The following is a 21,279-nucleotide window of genomic DNA, read 5'->3' on the forward strand; positions in this document are numbered from 1 at the left end:
CCGATCATCGGTGGCTCCAAGGTGGCGATTCGTGACAACCGGGGAAGATGTATGCGTCGGTGGCCTCACCCACGCACCGGCCATTCGAGCCCGGCTCAGACGGCCAGCCCGATCAGCAGCGCGGCCAGCGCGGCCGCGATGCCTGCCAGGGCCAGACCGCCGCGCGTGGACAGCGCGGCCTCGGCCCGGCCCAGCGCCGGCCATGACGGCACGACGGCCTGGGCCTCGTCTTCCGGTCCGTGACCGGCGTGCGCTGCCGGCACTGGCGGCGGCCCCTGGCGCGCGAGCGCGAGCAGGGGCACCAGCAGGTCGCCCGGCGGCACCGTGAACCCGCGGCCGCCGGCCGAGCGACGCCGCCACGCCACGGCCAGCGCGGCCAGCGCGGCGCCGAGCAGCAGCGGCCAGACCGCGCCGAGCCACGCGCCAGTTGTCGCGGGCCACAGATCGGCGAGGCGACCGGCTGCGGCCCAGCCCAGCAGACTGCAGCCCACCAGCAGCGCCCAGCCCGCCCACATGGCGGCGTTGGGGGCGTGCGAGGCGTGCGCGCCGGCGCCCGCGTCCTGGCGCATCAGCCAGACCACGCGCAACATGACCAGGCTGGTGCCGGCCGCCGCCAGCGTCAGCGCCGCGGCCACGCTCTCGAAGCCTGCAGGCAGCGCGGTCTTCAAGGCCGCCTTGGCGGCGTAGCCGCTGGTCAGCGGCGCGCCGGCCAGCGCCAGGGCCGGCAGCGCCACACCGATCATCCACAGAGCACGCGCCCGGGCCGTGGGCGCGCCGGCGAGGCTCACACCGAGGAACAGCGCGGCCTTGGCAAAGGCGTGGTGGAAGGCGTAGAGCGTGGCCGCGGCAACGGCCGCCGGTGCCGCGGCCGGCACGGCCAGCGCGATGCCGACCGCCACGGTGACGAAGCCCATCTGGCTGATGCTCGAGTAGGCCAGCGCCGCCTTGGCCTGGCGCTGCACGGCGCCGGCCAGCGCCGCGGCGAAGGCGGCGGCCAGGCCGAGCGCGATCAGCGTCTCGCCCCAGGCCGGTGCCGCCGCGCTGCCCAGCGGCAGCAGGCGCAGCCAGCCGAGCAGGCCGGCCTTGATCATCGCACCCGACAGCACGGCGCTGGCCGGGGTCGGCGCCACCGGATGCGCCAGTGGCAGCCACACGTGCAGCGGCAATGCACCGACCTTGATGCCGAAGCCCACCAGCGTGAGGGCGATCACCGCGTCGCGCTGGGGCGATCCGGCCAGCGCCGAGGCGATGGCGTCGAACTGCAGGCTGCCCGCGGCGTGCCAGGCCAGCGCGATCGCCGCGAACAGCGCCAGCTCGCCCAGCACCACCAGCGCCAGGTAGACGCGGCCGGCGTGCAGCGCCTCGGGCGTGCGCGCGTGCACCACCAGCCCGTAGGAGGCAAAGCTCATCAGCGCAAAGAAGACGTAGAAACTCGCTGCGTCCAGCGCCAGCACGAGGCCGAAGTTGCCCGCCATCGCGGCCAGCCAGAACAGCCAGAAGGCGCGGCGGCGCGGGTCGTCGTGCAGGTAGCCGGCGGCATGCAGCCCGCCCGCCAGCCACAGCGCCGCCGTGAACAGCAGGAAGACGCGGCTGCTCTCGTCCAGGCCGAAGCGCGCGCCGAGGAACAGCCACGGCAGGTCCACGCTGCCGGGCGTGGCGAACAGGGCCACGGCCACGGCCGGCAGCGCGGCCAGCGGCAGCAGCGCGTACAGCCGCTGCCGCGCGCGCGCGAGCAGCGGCAGCGCGGCCAGCGGCAGCAGCGCCGGCGCCAGCCAGCTCAGCGTGGCGAGCACATCGGACGGCATCTCAGCCACCGACATACTCCCGCCGCACGATCAGCCGCGCCCAGTCCAGCGGGCTCCAGGGCATCGCCGCGAACACGCCCACGCCCAGCGAGAACAGCGCCGTCAGCAGCACCGGCACCAGCAGCATCGGCCTAGCGTCGAGGCCGCGGCCGTGCTCCTCGGGCCAGGGGCCGCGGGCGGGGCGGAACCAGGCCCGGTGCAGGATCGGCAGGAAGTAGAGCGCGTTGAGCAGGCTCGACAGCGCCAGCACGCCAATCACCCACCATTGCCCGGCCTGCGCCGCGCCGGCGCCGAGGTAGAGCTTGCTGACGAAGCCGGCTACCGGCGGCACGCCGATCATGCCCAGCGCGCCCACGGTGAACGCGGCCGTGGTCAGCGGCATGCGCCGCCCGATGCCATCCATCTCGCTGACGTGGTGCACGCCCAGCGTCTCGGCATAGTTGCCGGCGCTGAAGAACAGCGTGATCTTCATCAGGCCCTGGTGCACCAGGTGCACGACGGCGCCGGTGGTGGACACCGGCCCCAGCACGGCCGCGCCGAGCACGATGTAGGACACCTGGCTCACGGTCGAGTAGGCCAGCCGCTTCTTCAGCTCGTCCTGCGCCAGTGCGCGCCACGAGCCGTAGACGATGGTCAGCGCGGCGGCGGCGGCCAGCGGCGTCAGCACGCCCAGCGTGGCGGCGAACTCGATGCCGAAGACCTCGTAGACCACGCGCAGGATCGCGAAGGCGCCGGCCTTGACCACCGCCACTGCATGCAGCAGCGCCGACACCGGCGCCGGCGCCACCATCGCCCGCGGCAACCAGCCGTGCAACGGCACCAGCGCGGCCTTGACGCCGAAGCCGATGATCAGCGCCGCGAACAGCAGCACCAGCATACCCGCGCGCCCGTCGGCAAAGGGTTTGAGGTAGCCACCCCCGGTGAAGTCCTGCGGCCCGGTCAACACCTGGGCCCCGACCACGGCCAGCAGCAGCAGTGCGCCGGAGGGCAGCGTGTACATCAGGTAACTGCGCCCGGCGGCCAGCGCCGCGGGCGTGCCGCGGTGGATGACCAGCGGATAGGTCACCAGCGTCAGGATCTCGTAGAAGACGAACAGCGTGAACAGGTTGCCCGCCAGCGCGATGCCGGCGGTGGCCGAGACGCACAGGCTGAAGAAGCCGAAGAAGCGGCTGCGATGCGGCGAGTCCTCGAGGTAACCCACCGCGTAGACCGTGGTCACCACCCACAGCAGGGCCGACAGGGTCAGGAACAGCAGGCTCCATTCGTCGGCACGCAACACCAGGTCCAGGCCCGGCAGCAGCGCCAGGCGGGCCTCGTAGTCCTGGAAGCGGCCCACGTTCCACAGCATGACGAGCACGAAAACCAGCTTGGCGGCGGCGCCGGCCAGGTTCAGCGCGGTGCGCAAGCTGCGCCGGTGCTCCGGCAGCGCGAAGATGACCAGCCCCGGCAGCAGCGAACTCGCCACCACGGCGACCGGCACCCAGGAGACGTTGGTCATGGCGCGACCCCGGTGGCCAGCAGAGCCGCGAGCGGCCCGCCGACCAGGGCCAGGCCCACGGCCAGCAGCGCCAGCGCGAGCGACACCAACTGCGGCGCCGTCGGTGCTCGCGGCACCGCGCCGCCGGGCGGCGGCTCGCCACCCTCGACGAAAGCGCGCGACAGCGCGTGGAAGAGGAACATCGCGGACAACAGACTGCCCGCCAACACGACGGCGACCGTGCCCCAGGCGCCGGCCCGCACCGCCGCCTCCACCAGCAGGTACTTGCCGACGAATCCTCCGGTCGGCGGCAGGCCGACGAGGCTGAGCGCGGCCAGCGCGAAGGCGGTGGCCGTCAGCGGCAGGCGCGCGCCGAAGCCGGCTAGCGCGGCGATGCGGTCGTGCCCGTAGGCGGCCAGCAGCGAGCCGGCGCACAGGAACATCGAGGCCTTGGCCGCCGCATGGCTGGCAGCCAGCAGCACGGCCGCGGTCAACGCGCCTGCGGCAGCGCCGCCCGCACCCTGTCCGGCCAGCGGCAGCGCGATCAGCAGGTAGCCGAGCTGGGCGACAGTGGAGTAGGCGATCATCGGCTTGAGCCGTTGCTGGCGCAAGGCCTGCACGCCGCCCCACAGCACCGCCCCGCAGCCGAGCACGCCGAGCAGCACCGGCCCTGCCTGCCAGGGCAGCGCGCCGAACAGATCCAGCCACAGGCGCGCGAGCAGGTAGAAGCCGGCCTTGACCACCAGCGCCGACAGCGCCGCCGACACCGGCGCCGGCGCCGCGCCGTGCGCCGGCGGCAGCCAGAAGTGCAGCGGGAAGACGGCGGTCTTGACCAGCAGCCCGGTGGTCATCAGCGCCGCGGCGAGGCCTGCCGACAGGCTCGGCTGCACGCGCGCGCGCAACTGCTGCAGGTCCAGCGTCTGGTATGCCGCATACAGCAGTTCGACGCCCAGGATGTAGAGCATCGAACCGAGCAGCGCCAGCAGCAGGTAACGCAGGGCCGCTGCCGCCGCACCGGCGCCGGCCAGGGCCACCAGTGCCACCGCGGCCAGGCCCAGCAGTTCCAGCGTCACGTACAGGTTGAACAGGTCGCCCGACAGGTACAGCGCATTGAGCGCGCCCCAGGCCAGCAGCCAGACCGGCCAGAACAGCCAGTCCGGCCGGTCGGTCGTCGTCTCGGGCCGGCCGGCCCGAACGTCGTGTGGCGGGGCCGGGGACTCGTGCGCGCCGGTGGCATGCGCTGCGCCGAAGTAGCGCCAGGCGTACAGCGCGATCCCGCTGCCGACGATCGCGGTCATCAGCAGCATGGCGGTCGCCAGGCCGTCGGCGCGCAGCGCGATGCCCAGCGGCGCGGCCCAGCCGCCCATGAGCACCTCCTGCACGCCGCCGTCCAGGACCGCGGCGGCCAGGCCGAGCACCGCGACCGTGCCGAGCAGGCTGCCCAGCAGCCCCGCGGCGGCGGCACCGCGCCGGCCGGCCAACAAGGCCGCCACCGCGGCGGCTAGCGGCACGGCCGCCACGGCGATGAGCCAGGCGCCGCCGCTCATGGCGCGCGATCCTCCGGCAGCTGCGCGCTGCCGTCGTGGCGGTGCATGCGGCGCAGCAGCGCCAGCGCCAGCGCGGTGGCGCTGACCGCGACGACGATGCCGGTGAGCACCATCGCATGCGGTACCGGGTCGGGACGGCCGGCGCTGTCCACGGCGCGCGAGGCCAGCGCCACCAGCATCATGAACACGCCCGCGCCGAGTACGTTCAGGCCGAGCAGGCGGCGCAGCACGTGGCGTGCGACCAGGGCGGCGTACAGGCCCATCGCCACCAGCACGATGCCGGCCAGGCCGTAGAGCAGTGCCAGACTCACTCGCCGGCCTTTCCCGTCCGGCCGCCGACGAACAGTCCCAGCATGATCACGGCGATCGACAGCATCGCGGCGGTCTCGATCAGCAGGATCAGTGCACCGGCCCAGGCGGGCGGGAAGCTCAGGAAGCCGCCGCCGAACGCTGCCATTGCGACGCCCACGCCCAGGAAGACCGCGAAGCCCAGCACGACCGCCGCCCGCACCGGTGCCGTGGCCGGCAGCGACAGCGGTCGCGCCAGATGCCACAGCACACCGCCGGCAGCCAGCAGCGCCGCGCCCTGGAAGGCGCCGCCGGGGGCATGCGCGCCGACCCACAGCAGGTAGCCCGCCACCACCACGGCCAGCGGCAGCAGGATGCGCAGCAACAGCCCCAGCATCGGATCGGGTGCGGGCGGCGGGAGAGGCGGTTCGACATCGAGAATCCACAGCCCCAGCACCGCCAGCAGCAGCACGCCCACCTCGAGCAAGGTGTCCCAGCCGCGGTAGTTGAGCAGCGTCGCGGTCACCGGATTGCTCACGCCGCTGTTGCCCAGTTGCTGCAGGGCCGGACCCGTCAGGCCACGCCAGGATTCGGGCAGGAGCAGCACCGAAGCCACGAGCAGGCCCGCCAGGCCGAGGCAGGCCAGCGCGATGCCGGCGCGCGCCGGCGTCAGGCCGAGCGGTCGGGTTTCGTCGGCCGCGCCGTCGCGGCCCAGGCGCGCCAGCGTGTCCAGCAGCAGCGCCCCGGCCAGCCCGGCGCCGATGGCCGCCTCGGCCAGCGCCACGTCGGGCGCGCCCAGGCGCACCCAGGCCAGCGACAGCAGCAGCCCGAAGACGATGAACTGCACGACCGCCTTGAACAGGTCGGCGCTGGCGAGCGCGCGCCAGCCCAGCCAGACCAGCAGCACGACGAGCACCAGGTCGAGCGCGTGCACCTCAGCGGCCATCGCGGGCGTCCTCGCCGGAACCCTCGGGGCCGGCCGTCGCGGCCGCCGGGTCGCCGTGTGCGCGCAGAGCCGACTGCGCCACCAGGTAACAGGCCACCGAACTGGCGAACAGCACCAGCAGCCACACCAGCAGCAGCCGCAGCACCTCGAAGGTGTCGTCGGCCTGCAGCGCAAGCCCCAGCACGACCAGGCCGAGGCCGAGGTTGTCGGCCTTGGTCAGCGCGTGCAGGCGCGACAGCAGGTCGGGCAGACGCAGCACGCCGACGCTGCCGGCCAGGAAGAACAGCATGCCGGCGCCGATGAACACCAGCGACAGCGCGCCGCGCAGCTCATCGCCGCTCACGAGGGCCCGTCCCCCGCGGCGCTTGCGTTGCGGCCCGCGTCGCGTTCGGGCGGCTGCACGCCGATGCGGCGCACGAACACCACACCGGCGACGCCGGCCAGCAGCGCGAGCACCAGCGCCACGTCGAGCAAGGCCGGCACATCGGTCGCGCGGGCCAGCAGCAGCAGCACGGCCACTGCACCGCTGCCCAGCAACTGCGCCGCCAGCATGCGGTCGCCGTTGGACGGGCCACGTTCCACCCGCACCAGGCCGAGGGCAATCGTCGCCAGCACGCCGGCCGCCGCGATCCAGAGGACCGGCGACATCCACTCAGGCATCGCCAGCCTCCGGCGCCGGCAGGCGCAGCGCAAACAGCCGGGCCACATGCTGCTCCAGCGCGGCCAGCTCGCCAGCGACGGAGGCGGTGGCGTCGAGCGCGTGGATCAGTAGTTCGCGATCGTCGGCGGCCGCAACCAGGGTGCCCGGCAGCAGGCTGGCGCACAGCACGAACAGCGTACGCGCCGGACTGCCGGCGGGCAGGCGCCAGCGATAGCGCACCAGGCCCGGTGCGATGCGCGGCTGCCGCGCGCTGACCCGCCCCGCGACGTCGAAACCGCCACGCACCGATTCGCGCGCGAAAAAGACCGCAAAACGCAGCGCGCCTGCCGGATCGAGCCGCCAGACCGTGGCCGGCGCCGCAACGCGCCGCGCCAGCAGCAGCGCGGCAACGATCGTCGGTACGCCGACGATCCAGGACGAGGCATCGCCGCCGGCCAGCACGAACCACAGCAACGCCAGCAGCGCGGCCAGCGCCAGCGACCGCGCGGTGACGGACTTCGCCGGCCTGACCGGCTCCCCCCGGTTGGGGTGGAGGTGGTGGTTCGCTTGCATGGCTCCCTCTTCGACCTCGGTGCCGGCGCCTGCGTCGGCGCACGACCGTCATCGGGATTGTGTGATCGTTTGCGGCGCCGCGAGAAGGCTAGCACGGCGCCGCGTCGGCAGCCTTGTCGCCGCTTCGTTTTCCTCCGCCTACGTGCGATAGGGAACCGACTTCAACCAGGACCGGTGTCGGGCGCGGTGCCTTATCGGGAACGATCTTCGCGCGGCGACTTCGGCGGGGATTCATTCCCTGGTCCTCGCCCCCTTCGGCAGCATGGCCGCCTCCTGCACCAGCGGCCGCAGGCGCTTGTGCAGCAGCCGGGTTTCCAACAGGTTCGAGACTTGCAGCATCGCTTCGACGGGGTCGAAGGGCATGGTAAGAAAGTCCGGGTATGGCGAATTCTCTGTTGTTGGAGTTCGCCGGTAGATAGGCGATAAAGTGCGAATCTGGCGTTGTTTGGACCTGTATCGTCTGCTAGAGTCCGAGACGCATGAAACCTTCGATCGCCCTCGCCGAACACCGCACCGAGCTTCGCCGCATTGTCGAGCGATACGGCTTGTCGCGGCCGCGAGTATTCGGATCGGTGGCCGCTGGGATGGATCAAGACGATAGTGACCTTGACCTTCTCGTTGACCCTACACCGGAAACGACGCTGTTCACGATTGCGGGACTGCAGTGTGCAGCCGAAGAGCTTCTGGGCGTGCGCGTTGATGTCCTGACGCCCAAGGCGCTTCCAAAGCGTTTTCGGGATCGAGTGCTCTCAGAGGCGCTGCCACTGTGAGTCGCCACGAGCTGCGCGCGGCCGATTATCTGCAGCACATGCTGGACGCCATCGCCCGGGCAGTCGACTACGTGTCTTCATTCGACACACTGGCTGACTTCGAGATGGACGGCATGGCGCAGGATGCGGTCGTGCGGACCCTTGAAATCATCGGTGAAGCGGCCGTCAAGCTGGAGCGATTTTCGCCGTCGATCGTCGAGGCGTCAGGACACATTCCGTGGAAGCTGATGCGCACCATGCGCAACAAGGTGATCCACGACTATTTCGATGTGGATGTCGGCGTCGTGTGGAGCACGGTGAAGAACGATCTTCCAACCCTCGAAATGCAGATCAAAGTGCTGCTGCAAAAGGTCTGTCATGAGGACCGGTAGCGGGCACGCTACGCAATACCATCCAGAGCGGTTCGAGATTATTCGCGGCGATGACGACGATCGCCTAAAGTTCTGGGAGTCAGTTCATCACGCAGAAGAGACTGCGCCAGGGTCCGGCACTGGCGCAACGCGGGATGGCTTGGTGTCGAACGCAGAAATGAAGCGCCTCGAAGAGGCCGAAGATTGCGCCTGGGCTTACTACACACCATACGAGAATGCTGGCAGGGCCATCTTCAGCTTCCCGTCGGCGCTTGTTCAGATGCTTATGCACTCTGCGGTGGACGACGTTCCCACTACGCTCATTCGCGCCCCTTATGACTCCCTGTTTATTCACTTCGGTGTTGAAGCTGGAATCCGATCTGCCTTGACTGGACTTCCGCTGGACGGTGTCTACGTGGACATCGACAGCGGTCCGAACGGTGGGATATCCCTGTGGGCTACGCCGGTCGCGCCCTGGATGGCGGAGGCGCCCAGATGGTCGTTCCTCAAACGCATCCAGGAGGATCACAAACTCGGCTACTTCGAATGTCGCCTCGGTTTCGACGATGGAACGACCTTCGGCGAGATACTCGCGGCTCCATTCGAGAATCCATACACCGGGATGACGGAGTTCGACTACTGGCGACAGGAGCGGAGAGCGAAGGACGCACTCGCCAGCAGCGGTTACGAGTACACGATCAAGCCGCATCGAGAAGCGATCACGACGTGGACGCCCGATGAAGAATGCGTTATTTGGCGTGAGCAGACGGATCAGTTGGCCCGCTTAGTCGTCAATGCGCTGCTGTACCTCGTGTACGACAAGCGAGAAGTGGAACTCGACTATCCGGCCCATGCGCCTCGTCGCTTGGCGGCTCAAGCTCGTTCAACGAAGCCTACCGAGGCACGGCGTGCTACGAGCAAATTGGCGTCTATGGGATACCGAAAAGTGTATCTCTGCGGGCGCCACTTCAAGAGTCCCACGATCGGCGACGGCGCCACATCCCTATCCGCTCATTGGCGGCGAGGGCATTGGCGACAGCAGGCGTGCGGACCTGAGCTTCGAGATCACAAACTGATCTGGATCATGCCGACCCTAGTGAATGCCGGGGCGGGGCAGATGATTCACGGGCACATCTACGAGGCCGGAGAGCGCCAAAAGGCCCGGCTGTGACGAGCATCCTGAACCTCCGTCACCTTCATCCACAGAAGGTCGAGGAGTCCGAGCACGACTATCACGTCCGGGCGACGACGGAAGTGTCTCCGGCGGCCTGCGCACACTGTCAGTCGCGGCAGATCATCAAGCACACCCCGTATGAGGTCCTGATTCGCGATCTGCCGGTTCACGGCAAGCGCGTGGGCATCTATCTCGACCGGCAGCGGTATCGCTGCAAGTCCTGCGGCAAGACCTTCACAGCCGACATCCCCGAAGTCGACGATCGCCGCAACATGACCCGGCGCTTGGTCAAGTGGATCGGCGAGCAGGCCGTAAAACGCCCATTCCTGCACGTCGCCGAGGAATGCGGCGTCGACCGCCAGACCGTCACACTGATCTTCTCCAATTACGTCGGTGAGCTGGAGAAGAAGGTCCGCTTCGAGGCGCCACAGATGATGGGCATCGACGAGATTCACATCATCCGCAAGCCGCGGTGTGTGATCGGCAACATCGAGCGCAACACGATCGTCGAGATGTTGCCGAACCGCAACAAGACGACGGTCGCGACGTACCTGACGCGGCTGCCAGGCCGCGAGAAAGTGCGGTACGTGGCGATGGACATGTGGACGCCGTACCGCGATGCCTGCCAGACCGTCCTTCCGCAGGCGACGATCGTCGTCGACAAGTTCCATGTGCTGCGGATGGCCAATGGCGCTGTCGAGGCCGTTCGCAAAGCGCATAGGGCCTCGCTGACGGCTCCTCAGCGACGAGGGCTGATGCACGACCGCTTCGTGATGCTCAAGCGTCCTGGGGACCTCACCGACCGCGAAAAGCTGCTGCTCGACGGCTGGACGGCGAACTACCCGCTGCTGGGCGAAGCGTATCGGGCCAAGGAAGCGTTCTACGGTTTCTACGAGTGTCGGACCAAGGCGGACGCTCAGCGCTACTACCAAGCCTGGGAGGACAGCCTGTCCGATCGCGTCGCGCCGGCGTTCAAGGACATCACCAGCGCATTCCGCAACTGGGGGCCGCTGATCCTCACGTACTTCGATCACCGGATCACCAACGCGTTCAGCGAGAGCATGAACAACCTGATCCGGCTGATGAACCGCCTGGGCCGGGGCTACAGCTTCGACGCGCTCCGCGCCAAGGTGCTGTTCACGGATCGCGCGCAGGTCCGCCGGCCGAAGTTTGAACGCAAGGTGACCGTCGGAGACGTGTACATGGACCGGATGACCAGCTTCCAGACGACCAGGCCCAGGCGCGAGTTCACAGGGAGCACCGAGCCGATGCTGAACTATGGTGTCGACATCGCGACGCTCACCAGGCTGCTGGAATCTGGCGAACTGTAGTGGTGTGAACGCCAGCAGAACTGCCGCCATCCATACCTCACGACTGGAAGTAGCCATGCAATCGATCAGCATCCTGCCGTTGTCGATCAAGATGAACGCGGAGCAGCTCGACGTGATTCGAGAACTGCTGGCCAACCTGGATAAGGCACGCCGCCAGCCTCATCTCATGGACGACGAGGGCATCGATCGCATTTTGCGGCTGTATACGGAAACGAAGTCGCAGACGATCCCAATGATGCGGTCCCACTTGGCGCACTGGCGGAAAGCACGTCCGACTGCGCAGCAAGGAAAACAACTGGACCAGTTCGAGAAGCAGCTCATCGATCTGGAAAGTGGGTGCGAGAGCGTTCTCGCCTGTGCATCGGAGATCCGCAAGGGCACGATCGACCGAGTCATGGCGATGTCAGACGAGGAGCTGGGGTTGGCTGTCCTTCTCGGGCAGATGCCAGCAGTGCCTCCGCCTCATGTCCCTGATCGGGTGGACGTGAAGAGATTCCGCTGCCCCAAGTGCGACAAGCCAATCAGCCTGGCCATTTTCGCCGCTCACCTGAGCAGCGTCAGCGACCTCCAGGACATTGCACGAAGCGTTTGGCACCACCTGGAGGAGTTCGACTTGCCGGCCAACGTGGTCGGTCAGCCGATGGTTGAGGACATCTTGGCAGGCTTGCCTCCCCAGCAAGTACGTCATGCAACCCTGCAGGCATGGCCGACGCTCGGCAAGAAACTGAGCTATATGTCCAGCGACGACGCTGGAAAGGTATTGGACGCGTTGTTGCTCAAGCACCGCTGTAAGCGGGCAAGACGGCAAGGCGCCGCGCGGACGAAAGCCACCTAGCAACAATCGTCGCCACAACTCGGGCTATGCCCAGTCACGGGTCCAACAACATCAAATTCGCAATACCCGAAAGTCCTTGGCCCCCAGCGACAGCGCACGCTGCTTGGCCTGGCTGGTGGCGTCAGCGGTGAGCACCAGCACCGGCCGGAACTCGTCGGCCGTGCGCTGTCGCTCCAGACGCTCCAGCACGGGCATAGCCGGACAGGCCCGGCATCATCAGATCGAGCAGCACGAGGTCGGATCGAACGCGGCGTGGAGATTACGAACCTGTTCCGGCTCGGTGGTGCTGACTACGTTGGTGGCGCAGATTGGCGGGCTCCACCAGCCGTTGTGCGAGACCGAGAATGGCGTTGAGCGGCGTGCGCAGCTCGTGACTGGTCCGCGACAGGAACTGGGTCTTGGCCAGGCTCGCCGCCTGCGCTTCGACCGCGCGCGCGGCCAGCAAGGCGCTGGCGTTCTGCAGGCGCTCGGCGAGCCGCACCACGCCGCTGAACAACAGCAGGTAGGCGCAGGTAGGCGGAAATTCCGCTGAGCAGCACCGGGGCACTGGTGATGAGGTCTACTCAGAGATTGCGGAGCACAGCCTCGCGAGCGGCGTCGGAATTCTCGCGCACCAGTGGGTCCAGCTCGTGCACGGAAATCGGTTCGGGCTCGACATCGAACGCGTCGGTGATCTCGTCGAGCAGGTACGGACCGAAATCCGGAGTGCCCGCCAGTCGAAGGACGTAGTACCAGCCGGCGTGGTCCTGGAGGACTCGAAGCATCTGATCCGGATAGGCTCGCCTGCGCAAGCGGATCTCGCGAGCAAATCGCGCGCGCTGCTCGGCAGTCATCAGACGCTCCCCGTGCGCAGGGTCAAGGCCTGTGCGACCAGCACGCTGCCGTGCCGACTCCAGAGCGCATCGGCCAGTTCCTGGCCGAGCTGAACGTCCAAGACGTCGGCACCGAAGAGTCGATCCGCCATGCCGGGGAAGGCGAGCCAGGACGGGGCCAGCGCGAAGAATGCAATCGGCCCGCAGCGCGCGGTCACAGCCACTTCGTTCGTCGGCACAATGCCGTACTGGCACCAGCTGACCTCCCGAAACTCGCGGTCGGGACGGTCCTGGACCTGGACGATCACCTCGCCCCGAGCGATATGCCGCTCAAGCGCGGAACCGCCCAGCGGCCCCGCAAGCAGTACGTCGATCAACTTCGATATCCCGCGTCGTGCAGGCGCTGACGTTCGAATGCGTCAGCGCACGCGACTTTTCCGGTACGTCTCGGCGTGGTTGGCCAGAAACTCGGTCATCGCGTCGCGGTGCTGCAGCACCGTGGCCGGGATCTGCAGGTTCAGTTCGCGGGCAATCGCGACCGCGTACTTGACCTGCTTTTCCGAAGGGGGGATCACGTTGTTCTCCAGCATCGACGAGATCACCTCGACGATGCTGGACGACAGCTCCAGCCGCCTGCGCTCCTGCAGCGGAGAGTCCGGCGACGCCCTCATCAGGCGGATCAGCTTTTCCTCGACATGCGCTTCAAACTGCAGTGGAAGCGTCATCTCGTGATCGCCGTAGACGAGAACAAAGGACACGCTCGACCCCTTGATTTTCCGGTGTTCTGGATGGGTTCGACCGCATGCCCCAGCTGGCCTGTCGCGGCTTCGGACTGTCCGCTGACACATCGACAGGCATTTCGAGCGCCAGGGAGCGCCGGCGCGCGCATTATGACCTATAGGTCGTGGACAGTCCACGGGCCGGACCCAAGCCTTCGTGCATGGTCCGACCGCGCAAAATCAGCCTTCGCGAAAGGCTCGCTGTGAATGTGCGCAATGAGCGCCTCGCGCGGCGCTGGACTCAGGAGGATCTCGGACACCGCTCCGGCGTGAGTCAGCGGTACATCAGCCGCCTCGAGTCCGCGAAGTCGGCGATCACGGTCGATACGATCGACAAGCTTGCTGAGGCATTCGACGTCGATGGCGCACAGTTGCTGCGGCGACCGCCATAGACTTGACCATTGCCAAACAACACCGGCGGTGACCAGATCGGCCGGGAGATTCCGCCGGCGCCGCCCTTCGCTCGCCGATGATCGCGATCAGTGCGTCCCCATCATGACCGCCTCGAGGCAGCGCCGTACTGCATCGACAACGAGCTGCAGACATGGTGTCCGCAGGCGAAACCGTCGAAGCACATGTTTCCGAGACCTTGTCTGGTCATAGGAAGACTGCTCAGCCCGCTACCCCGGAGTACCGAAAAACCAGGCCGGTCCCTGCGCAGGCGGCCAGCACCCACATCAGGTTCACGTGGAACTTCAGCAGCGCGAGCATCGCAGCCGCGCCCAGCAGCAGCGCCGGTACGCGGATCGAGTCCAGCTCCGGAACCGGCAGGTTCAGGCCCAAGCCGCTCCAGGTCGGCACCTCGGCGAACAGCACGTGCAGTGCAAACCAGATCGAGAGATTCAAAATCACCCCGACCACTGCCGCAGTGATGCCCGTGAGCGCCGCGCTCAGGGCACGATTCCCGCGCAGGCGCTCGATGTATGGCGCGCCCAGGAAGATCCACAAGAAGCAAGGCACGAACGTGACCCAGGTGGATAGCGTCGCACCGAACACGCCGGCCATCATCGGATCGAGGCTGCCGGGATCGCGATACGCACCAAGGAAGCCAACGTAGGTGAGCACCAGGATCAGTGGCCCCGGTGTGGTCTCTGCCAGCGCCAGGCCCTGCACCATCTCGCCGGGCGTGAGCCAGCCGTAGCGTTCCACCGCCTGCTGCGTCATGTAGGCCAGCACCGCGTAGGCGCCACCGAAGGTCACCACTGCCATCTTGCTGAAGAACACCGCCTCCTGCGTGTACACGTGCTGCGCACCGAGCAGGACGAGCAACAGCAGCACCGGAATACCCCACAGCACGACGCCGGAGAACAGCACGCGCAAGGTCCAGCTTGAACTCGGGTGCGCAAGATCCGGCAAGCTGTCATCGGCTCCCATCTTGCTCGTCCCGTCCGTGCTCGGCGGCAGAAAGATCTGCGGCGCGTAGCGGCTACCGACCCATCCGATCAGACCCGCTGCGAACACGATGACGGGGAATGGCACTCTGAACGCGAAGATCGCCAGAAACGCCAGGCCGGCGAGCGCGTACAGCGCGCCGTGCTTGAGCGCCTTCCTGCCGACGCGGATCACCGCCTCGATCACGATCGCCAGGGTCGCCGCCTGCATGCCGAACAGCAGGCCCTGCATCCAGTCCAGCTCCCCCCAGACCACGTAGGCCACGGCGATCACGGTCATCAGCACGAAGCCCGGCAGGATGAACAGCAGTCCTGCGACCAAGCCGCCGAGCGTCTTGTGCAGCAGCCAGCCGATGTAGGTGGCGAGCTGCTGCGCCTCCGGACCCGGCAGCAACATGCAGTAGTTGAGTGCATGCAGGAAGCGGGTTTCGGAGACCCACTGCTTTTCTTCAACCAGGATGCGGTGCATCAATGCGATCTGCCCGGCCGGCCCGCCGAAATTGATGAAGCCGATCTTCAGCCAGACAAAAAAGGCCTCGCGGAAGCTGACGGCGGAAGGCTCTACGGTGTGATTCATCGCGGCGGGGATTCCCGGATTCAGGCGGTCAGGCGGCGCGCATGCTGGAAGCGCTGATCGACGATGGCCCAGTCGACGTTGGCGAGAAAGGCATCAAGGTACTTCGCCGCCGCGCTGCCGTAGTCCATGTGGTAGCTGTGCTCGTACATGTCGAGCACGAGCAGCGGCAGCCCGGCGATGGCCCCGTGCAGGTGGTCCCAGGCCCACTGGTTGCGCAGCTCGCCGGTTGCGGCGTTGAAGCTCAGCACGCACCAGCCTGAACCGCCTGCGAGCGACATCGCGGTGCGCCGGAACTCCGCTTCCCAGGCTGCGGTACTGCCGTAGACCTGCGCGAGCGCCTTGGCGATCTCGCCGCCGGGCTTGCCGTCGCCGCCGAGGTTGTCGAAGTAGTGTTCGTGCAGGATCACCGAGCCGACGCGATGCAGTTCCTCGCGCTTGAGCCCGCCGTAGACGATGGACGGAAAGTCCGCGTCCTGCATCGCGCTCGCGAGCCGGGTCTCGATCAGGTTCAGCGTCTTCACCGAACCGATGTAGTTGTTTTCCCAATGCGAGCGGATCAGCTTCTCGGACAGGCCCTTGAGCTTGGCCGGATCGAAGCGCAGGGGCTTGGGGGTGTGGGCCGCGGAAAAGGCGGCGCGAAGCGGCCTGGAGGGGTTCACGGGCGTCTCCTGTGCAAACAGCGGGAGCGAGGCGGTCGTCGCGGTGGCGCCGATGACAGCCAGGGCGTCGCGGCGGGTCAGCAGCGGATCGGATGCATCGTTCATGGGCGTATCTCCATCGTCGTGGGTTTCCAGTCGTGGGCTTCGGTGCCGGCGCTGCGGCACCACGCATACAGCGCGTCGTACAAGGTCATGCCCTGCGCGAGCATCGCGTGGTCGTCCGGATAATTCGCCGAGAGGCCCAGCGAGATCGCGAGCAATCCGGGCGCCTGCGCGGCGAGTTCCGGCCGCGCCGTGCCGGCGCCGCGGACGATCGCGGCGAGATGCACCAACCCGGGGGCGCGCAACTCGAAGTGGCGAATGAAAGCGTCGAAGCTGCATTGGTCACCGACATGGGAGAAGCGCGCGTCGGGGATGTCGTAGGGCTCCGCGCCAAGCTGGCGGCCGCGTTCTCGCACCTCGGCCGTCGGCACGTAGAAAAACTCAGCCAGCGGATCGATGAAGCGGCGAACCAGCCAGGGACAGGCGATGCGGTCGATCTTCGGCCGCTCGCGGGTGATCCAGCGGCCTGGCGTCGATCGCAGTGGCTCGCGCCACGCAATGGTCGGGCCGCCGTCGGCACACCAGGCGGCATAGCCCCCTTCGAGGTAACGGGCTGCAACGCCGAGGTTCGCGAGCCGCGCGCAGGTGTCCTGGCTGACCGCGCGGCCATGCGCGCAGTGCACGACGACCGACCGTGCACCAAGATCTTTCGCCCAGGTTTCGAACATCGCCGGGTCTCTGCGCAGACTGCCCGACACCAGGCGCCCGGACGCCGTAAAGTCCGCTTCGCGGCGGACGTCGATGCACAGCGGGGCCTCGGCCCGCCCATGGCTTGCGAGCAGATCGGACACGGAAATCGATGGCAGCGGCACGGTCGTCATCCGGTTCGTGTTTCGTGATTATGATACGAATGTATCGTCTTTTGGTTGGCTATGACTGAACCGCTGGACTGGCTGCTGTTCCTGCACACGCTTCCGCCGAAGCCGGATTACCTGCGGGTGAAGGTCTGGCGGCGCCTTCAGGCGCTGGGCGCGGTGGCGGTCAAGAACTCGGCCTATGTTCTGCCGAGCAACGAGCGCACGCGCGAGGATTTCCAGTGGCTGCAGAAGGAAATCGAGGGTCTGGGCGGCGAGGCCTCGATCTGTGCGGCGCGTTTCGTGGACGGGCTTTCAGATCAGCAGTTGCGCGGCCTGTTCAACGCGGCGCGCAACGCCGACTACGCCCAGCTGACCGAGGATCTGCGCGAGCTGCAAGTCTCGGCGGATGTGGCGGAGACTGAAGACGAATGCCGGACGCGAGTGCGCAAACTACGCAAGCGACTGGACCAGATCGTCGCCCTCGACTTCTTCGGCGCCGAAGGGCGCGACAGCGCCACGAGGCTGCTGACCGAGATCAATGATGCGCTGTCGCGGCGCTCAGCACGCGGCACAGCCCCGAACGCTGGAGCTCAGCAGCGCGGTCGCACCTGGGTGACGCGCAAACACGTCGGCGTGGATCGAATGGCTAGCGCCTGGCTGATCAGGCGATTCATCGACCCGGCCGCCAAGCTGCTGTTCGTGGATCGCGATGCGCCAGTGGTCAATGGTCAGCTTCGTTATGACATGGACGACGGCGACTACACCCATCAGGGGGACCGCTGCACGTTCGAGGTGCTGCTTGATCGTTTCGGGTTGGACGATCCTGCGCTGCAGCTGCTCGGCCGGATCATTCACGACCTCGACCTGAAGGACGGAAAATTTCGCGAAGAGGAAACCCCTGGAGTATCCGTCCTGCTCAAGGGCATCGAAAGCGGTCACGCCGACGATGACGCCAGGATCGCGCTTTCTTCGCAGTGCTTCGATGCCATCTACTCGGCGTCTCGCAGCAGCGGCTGACGGTTATCCGGGACGACGCACGCTGGCTACGCCGACGGGCGGTTTGCACTCGCAGAGTAATTTCCTAGCCGTAGGTATCCCGCATCAGTTCTCTGAACGCGATCAGATCACTGCCTTCGGGGACACCGCCCCAGATCTGCCAGTGAATCAGATCGTCAAAGACCGCAAGGGCATCGTCGCTCAGCTTCCAGCCGCAGGTCTTGTATGAGTGATAGTGACGACCGATGGGCTGGATCTGGTCGAGCCTGAGAATCGAGGCTTGCGGGCCGCCTTCGAGCGGCAGCTGATCCCACATGAACTGTGGATACTCGCAACGTCGAATCCGATCGACGAAGCCGTCGTTGAATCCGGCACGCGAGCCGTCCTTGTCCGCGCCGTAGAACGGGGCCACGAGCATCGTCGGCGCCGTCGTCGCGTTGGGCATGCCCTTGGTGAGTGGGGTGATCTGTACTTCGGCGGAAAAAGTGACGTTATCTCTTTCTAATAAAATCAATAAGTTGTCGGTCGTCGTTCAAGAATAACGAAGATAATCAAGTGCTTATGGTTTGATTCCGACGTCGAAGGTCTTTCTAGCCGGTGTAGGCAGGGCCCCCAACAGGCGGTAGCCTCTATCGCTCAGGATGACTCAACCGGGGCGGCGGCCATGGGACAGTGGAGTGAGCGATTTCTTGGCATCAGCCACATCCCCGGTGACCTGTCGGCCTTCGAGCTGGGGGAGTTCTTTCACCTCAGTAACGCAGATGTCGTCGCGATAAAGAAGGCGTTCAGAACCAGATTTCGAGTCGCAGCTGGTATCCAGCTCGGCTTTATCAGGATGTCCGGCGGGACGCTGACAAGTTTCCGCACGATCCCTCGCGAACTGGTCAAGTTCATAGCGGACCAACTCGGCGAAGCCCCGCCGGCGGTCACATCGTTCCGCGCCCTGTACAACACCCGTGAACGCACGCGTATCGAGCATCAGGTATGGGCGGTTGAATACCTGAACTTGAAGAGCCACACCGATCGCCAGGAACGAATGCTGTTGGCCGCTATGCGTGACGCGAGTCGTGGCATAGGTAACGTCGATCGTCTTGTGACGATGGCTGGTCAATGGCTCCACGACCGCAACTTACTGATTCCGTCGCATTCGACGCTGCGTGACATTTGCGTTCGCGCGTCGAACGACACTGAGCAGGAAATCTACGTCGCCATATGCAAGGAGGTCCCCGAAGAACGCCGCCAGAGCTGGATTGACGCCGTTTTCTCGCATCGAAAGAACGGAAAGACGCACCTTCAGTGGCTGCAGCAAGCGCCGCGACGACGATCGCAGAAAAATCTGAAGGTCATGTTCGAGAAGGTCGAATACCTGAAAGAGCTGGGCGTCGCCGAACTCAAGCTCGAAAGCATACCGATCGAGCGGCTACGAGATTTTGCATTGTCCATGCAGCATCGCAGCCCGTCGCAGTTCAAGCGCCTGGCGCCGGTGACGCAAGCGTTGCTGTTGGTATCGTTTCTGAAGGTCACTCTGTACCAAGCGACCGACACCATCATCCAGCTGAGTGGGAAGATGACCTCGGATGTGGTCAGCTCCGCTACGCAGAAGGTGAAGAAGTCCGAGGCGAAAACGTTGCTGACCTATCGGCAAGCACTCTCGAGCATCTTCGAATTCAACAATGACGATTCAATGAGCGCCGAGGAGCTTCGCAAGAAGATTCGCGAGATTCAGAACATGTTCGGGGCCACGCTGTTTCCTAGCCTAGCATCCGCTGTACGAGCGCAGCTCACCGAGTCCAACCCCAAAGTTCGTCCATTGTTGCGGTCTCTCTCGACGCTCAAAGTCGAAGGTGTCGGCAATGAACGCGCGGTGGAGGGCCTGCGCATTCTCAGGGGTCTCTACGACAAGGAAACAACGGAACTTCCGGCAGGCAAGTTCAACTGCTCGAAGCAATGGCAGGCTCTTGTTGACGATGATGATAGGAAGCGCGCCATGCGCGCGTTCGAGGTTGCGACGTTGGTCGAACTTCGAAAGGCCTTCAGACGTGGCAGTGCCTGGGTCGATCATAGCGACACATATCGGGACCGGGACAACCTTCTGATCTCATCCGAGAAGTGGGAAAAGCAGAAGGCACGCCACTATAACCAGCTGCGCTTGTCGAGGGACCCGGATGAATTCTTGGGCCCGATGATCGAAGAAGCGAGGTTGGGGCTAAAAGCGGTGGCCGAGGCTGAGGCGGCAGGCGAGATACATATCCGCGAACGAGACATTGGTCTCGACGCTCTCGAAGCTGAGCCCGTACCCCCCGAGATCGCGGCGGTTAATTCGCTTCTCGAGGAGGAGATCGGGAAGATTCAGCTACCCGAGTTGATGCTGGATGTCGACTCGAAGACCCACTTCTCAACGGAGCTTGCTGGGCGCCGACCGCGGACTGATCTTGACGTGCTCAAACCCTATGGCGGGTTGCTCGGCCTCGGCACTGACATCACGGCAATTGGCGTTGCGCTCATGATTCCAGAGCTGTCAGTCGGCGACATATCATCCTGGATGAAGGAACTCGAGCACGACGCGGCCATTGAGAGGGCGAACAAGGTTGTGTTGGAGTTCATACGCAGCTTGCCCATCACGAAGCTGTGGGGGGATGGCAAGTCGGCATCGGCTGACATGATGGCGCTTGCAGCGTCTCATCACCTCTGGTGTCAGCGGAAAGACCCCCGCACCAAGGTACCTGCGATTGGCATGTATAGCCATGTTCACGACCAGAGCCCGATCATCCACAACATGCCTATTGTGCTCGGGGAGCGCCAAGCCGGTGCGGCGATTGAAGGCGTGCTGCGTCAGACAGAGATCGAGCTCGAACGGTTGGGGGTCGATACGCACGGCTATACGGACTTTGCTATGGCCGTTGCACGGGCGCTGGGTTTCGATCTCTGCCCGCGGCTGAGGAATCTCCGAGAGCGACGGCTCATCGTGCCAAAGGACATGGACGTTCCCGAGAACATCAAAATCGTTGTTGATAGGACGTTGAACCTCGACGTTGTACGAGACCAGTGGGATGAGTTTGTTCGCGTCGTCGCGTCGATCAGCAACGGAACCGTCAGTGCTGTGACCGCGCTTCAGCGTTTCGGCTCAGTAGCTCAGGGTGACCCCATCTACAACGCCGGCAGGACGCTCGGCCGCCTGTGCCGAACGAACTACCTCAGCATTTTCTTCACGGACCCTCTGTTTCGCAGAGAGATCTATCGCGTGCTGAATCGTGGAGAGTCTGTTCACACCCTTCAGCACGCGATCCACCTGAATTCGATACGCCATCGTAAGCTTCCCCGCCGCGGCGACAACTTGAAAGTAGAGCTTTCTGGCATCGTACAGCCAGGAGGTTCTGATGAAGAAGTCGCGTTTCACCGAAACCCAGATCGTTGCGATCCTGAAGCACGC

General features: G+C 65.9%; 26 protein-coding genes. 8 read left to right on the forward strand and 18 right to left on the reverse strand.

Translation table 11 applies throughout. The annotated features are described in order from the left end of the window. Positions 1 to 95 precede the first annotated feature (95 nt). From ABSH63_RS06575 to ABSH63_RS06615, 9 genes are all read right to left on the reverse strand, one after another. A complete protein-coding gene (locus ABSH63_RS06575; RefSeq protein WP_352888504.1) occupies positions 96 to 1,805 on the reverse strand; it encodes a proton-conducting transporter transmembrane domain-containing protein in 1,710 nt (569 codons plus the stop codon). Between the two features lies 1 nt (position 1,806). Then, positions 1,807 to 3,303 carry a proton-conducting transporter transmembrane domain-containing protein gene (locus ABSH63_RS06580; RefSeq protein ID WP_352888463.1) on the reverse strand — a complete coding sequence of 499 codons (1,497 nt, stop codon included), beginning with the start codon at positions 3,301 to 3,303 and terminating at the stop codon, positions 1,807 to 1,809. After that, positions 3,300 to 4,829 (reverse strand): complex I subunit 5 family protein, encoded by a 1,530-nt coding sequence (locus ABSH63_RS06585; RefSeq protein WP_352888464.1) that lies wholly within the window; start codon positions 4,827 to 4,829, stop codon positions 3,300 to 3,302. The genes ABSH63_RS06580 and ABSH63_RS06585 overlap by 4 nt, the downstream gene beginning before the upstream one ends. Next, positions 4,826 to 5,140 (reverse strand): NADH-quinone oxidoreductase subunit K, encoded by a 315-nt coding sequence (locus ABSH63_RS06590; protein ID WP_352888466.1) that lies wholly within the window; start codon positions 5,138 to 5,140, stop codon positions 4,826 to 4,828. Before ABSH63_RS06590 ends, ABSH63_RS06585 begins: the two co-directional genes overlap by 4 nt. Further along, entirely contained in the window at positions 5,137 to 6,063 is a 927-nt protein-coding gene (locus ABSH63_RS06595; RefSeq protein ID WP_352888467.1) for a hydrogenase subunit MbhD domain-containing protein, read from the reverse strand. The genes ABSH63_RS06590 and ABSH63_RS06595 overlap by 4 nt, the downstream gene beginning before the upstream one ends. Next, positions 6,053 to 6,406, reverse strand: a complete 354-nt coding sequence (locus tag ABSH63_RS06600; protein ID WP_352888469.1) for a cation:proton antiporter — start codon at positions 6,404 to 6,406, stop codon at positions 6,053 to 6,055. Before ABSH63_RS06600 ends, ABSH63_RS06595 begins: the two co-directional genes overlap by 11 nt. Continuing rightward, complete coding sequence (locus ABSH63_RS06605) at positions 6,403 to 6,723, reverse strand: MrpF/PhaF family protein (RefSeq protein WP_352888470.1); 321 nt, start codon at positions 6,721 to 6,723, stop codon at positions 6,403 to 6,405. The genes ABSH63_RS06600 and ABSH63_RS06605 overlap by 4 nt, the downstream gene beginning before the upstream one ends. Then, positions 6,716 to 7,276, reverse strand: coding sequence for a Na+/H+ antiporter subunit E (locus ABSH63_RS06610; RefSeq protein ID WP_352888471.1), 561 nt, complete (start codon positions 7,274 to 7,276; stop codon positions 6,716 to 6,718). Before ABSH63_RS06610 ends, ABSH63_RS06605 begins: the two co-directional genes overlap by 8 nt. Before the next feature lie 231 nt (positions 7,277 to 7,507). Beyond that, positions 7,508 to 7,639, reverse strand: coding sequence for a hypothetical protein (locus tag ABSH63_RS06615; protein ID WP_352888473.1), 132 nt, complete (start codon positions 7,637 to 7,639; stop codon positions 7,508 to 7,510). 116 nt (positions 7,640 to 7,755) lie between these two features. Here ABSH63_RS06615 and ABSH63_RS06620 point away from each other — a divergent pair, with 116 nt between their 5' ends. The 5 genes from ABSH63_RS06620 (at position 7,756) to ABSH63_RS06640 (ending at position 11,736) form a co-directional block, all read left to right on the forward strand. Then, complete coding sequence (locus tag ABSH63_RS06620) at positions 7,756 to 8,046, forward strand: nucleotidyltransferase family protein (protein WP_352888475.1); 291 nt, start codon at positions 7,756 to 7,758, stop codon at positions 8,044 to 8,046. Beyond that, positions 8,043 to 8,417, forward strand: a complete 375-nt coding sequence (locus tag ABSH63_RS06625) for a HepT-like ribonuclease domain-containing protein (RefSeq protein ID WP_352888476.1) — start codon at positions 8,043 to 8,045, stop codon at positions 8,415 to 8,417. The genes ABSH63_RS06620 and ABSH63_RS06625 overlap by 4 nt, the downstream gene beginning before the upstream one ends. Positions 8,418 to 8,574: 157 nt before the next feature. Beyond that, positions 8,575 to 9,567, forward strand: a complete 993-nt coding sequence (locus ABSH63_RS06630) for an AcrVA2 family anti-CRISPR protein (RefSeq protein WP_352888477.1) — start codon at positions 8,575 to 8,577, stop codon at positions 9,565 to 9,567. Continuing rightward, on the forward strand, positions 9,564 to 10,901 hold the full coding sequence (locus ABSH63_RS06635; RefSeq protein WP_352888479.1) for an ISL3 family transposase: 1,338 nt from the start codon (positions 9,564 to 9,566) through the stop codon (positions 10,899 to 10,901). The genes ABSH63_RS06630 and ABSH63_RS06635 overlap by 4 nt, the downstream gene beginning before the upstream one ends. A gap of 55 nt (positions 10,902 to 10,956) precedes the next feature. Continuing rightward, a complete protein-coding gene (locus ABSH63_RS06640; RefSeq protein WP_352888481.1) occupies positions 10,957 to 11,736 on the forward strand; it encodes a hypothetical protein in 780 nt (259 codons plus the stop codon). Between the two features lie 51 nt (positions 11,737 to 11,787). Here the strand turns inward: ABSH63_RS06640 and ABSH63_RS06645 are convergent, their stop codons facing one another. The 5 genes from ABSH63_RS06645 to ABSH63_RS06665 form a co-directional block, all read right to left on the reverse strand. Beyond that, positions 11,788 to 11,925 (reverse strand): response regulator, encoded by a 138-nt coding sequence (locus tag ABSH63_RS06645; protein ID WP_352888483.1) that lies wholly within the window; start codon positions 11,923 to 11,925, stop codon positions 11,788 to 11,790. Positions 11,926 to 11,995: 70 nt separating this feature from the next. Then, a complete protein-coding gene (locus ABSH63_RS06650) occupies positions 11,996 to 12,232 on the reverse strand; it encodes a histidine kinase dimerization/phospho-acceptor domain-containing protein (RefSeq protein WP_434223253.1) in 237 nt (78 codons plus the stop codon). A 67-nt stretch (positions 12,233 to 12,299) separates the two neighbouring features. Then, positions 12,300 to 12,569 carry a hypothetical protein gene (locus tag ABSH63_RS06655; protein WP_352888484.1) on the reverse strand — a complete coding sequence of 90 codons (270 nt, stop codon included), beginning with the start codon at positions 12,567 to 12,569 and terminating at the stop codon, positions 12,300 to 12,302. After that, a complete protein-coding gene (locus tag ABSH63_RS06660) occupies positions 12,569 to 12,925 on the reverse strand; it encodes a hypothetical protein (protein WP_352888485.1) in 357 nt (118 codons plus the stop codon). The genes ABSH63_RS06655 and ABSH63_RS06660 overlap by 1 nt, the downstream gene beginning before the upstream one ends. Before the next feature lie 42 nt (positions 12,926 to 12,967). Beyond that, on the reverse strand, positions 12,968 to 13,306 hold the full coding sequence (locus tag ABSH63_RS06665; RefSeq protein ID WP_352888487.1) for a hypothetical protein: 339 nt from the start codon (positions 13,304 to 13,306) through the stop codon (positions 12,968 to 12,970). A 182-nt stretch (positions 13,307 to 13,488) separates the two neighbouring features. Between ABSH63_RS06665 and ABSH63_RS06670 the strand changes: the two genes are divergently transcribed. Then, positions 13,489 to 13,719 (forward strand): helix-turn-helix domain-containing protein, encoded by a 231-nt coding sequence (locus ABSH63_RS06670; protein ID WP_352888488.1) that lies wholly within the window; start codon positions 13,489 to 13,491, stop codon positions 13,717 to 13,719. Between the two features lie 220 nt (positions 13,720 to 13,939). On the opposite strand, the gene chrA is transcribed toward ABSH63_RS06670, so the two are convergent. Genes chrA through ABSH63_RS06685 form a run of 3 tightly spaced genes read right to left on the reverse strand, consistent with a single transcriptional unit; the run spans position 13,940 to position 16,877 of the window. Further along, positions 13,940 to 15,295 carry a chromate efflux transporter gene (gene chrA / locus ABSH63_RS06675; protein WP_352888489.1) on the reverse strand — a complete coding sequence of 452 codons (1,356 nt, stop codon included), beginning with the start codon at positions 15,293 to 15,295 and terminating at the stop codon, positions 13,940 to 13,942. A 20-nt stretch (positions 15,296 to 15,315) separates the two neighbouring features. Further along, the gene (locus tag ABSH63_RS06680) at positions 15,316 to 16,059 is read right to left on the reverse strand and encodes a superoxide dismutase (RefSeq protein WP_352888491.1); all 744 of its coding nucleotides are present in this window, start codon (positions 16,057 to 16,059) and stop codon (positions 15,316 to 15,318) included. Further along, positions 16,056 to 16,877 (reverse strand): chromate resistance protein ChrB domain-containing protein, encoded by an 822-nt coding sequence (locus ABSH63_RS06685; protein ID WP_352888493.1) that lies wholly within the window; start codon positions 16,875 to 16,877, stop codon positions 16,056 to 16,058. The genes ABSH63_RS06680 and ABSH63_RS06685 overlap by 4 nt, the downstream gene beginning before the upstream one ends. Before the next feature lie 51 nt (positions 16,878 to 16,928). Between ABSH63_RS06685 and ABSH63_RS06690 the strand changes: the two genes are divergently transcribed. Continuing rightward, the gene (locus tag ABSH63_RS06690; protein WP_352888494.1) at positions 16,929 to 17,870 is read left to right on the forward strand and encodes a chromate resistance protein ChrB domain-containing protein; all 942 of its coding nucleotides are present in this window, start codon (positions 16,929 to 16,931) and stop codon (positions 17,868 to 17,870) included. Between the two features lie 64 nt (positions 17,871 to 17,934). Here the strand turns inward: ABSH63_RS06690 and ABSH63_RS06695 are convergent, their stop codons facing one another. After that, the gene (locus ABSH63_RS06695; protein WP_352888495.1) at positions 17,935 to 18,294 is read right to left on the reverse strand and encodes a hypothetical protein; all 360 of its coding nucleotides are present in this window, start codon (positions 18,292 to 18,294) and stop codon (positions 17,935 to 17,937) included. Positions 18,295 to 18,513: 219 nt separating this feature from the next. Between ABSH63_RS06695 and ABSH63_RS06700 the strand changes: the two genes are divergently transcribed. Next, positions 18,514 to 21,279 (forward strand): Tn3 family transposase (locus ABSH63_RS06700; protein ID WP_352888496.1); only part of this gene is annotated, 2,766 nt, incomplete at its 3' end.

Source organism: Sinimarinibacterium thermocellulolyticum (assembly GCF_040327995.1).
GTDB classification, from domain to species: Bacteria; Pseudomonadota; Gammaproteobacteria; order Nevskiales; family Nevskiaceae; genus Solimonas; species Solimonas thermocellulolyticum.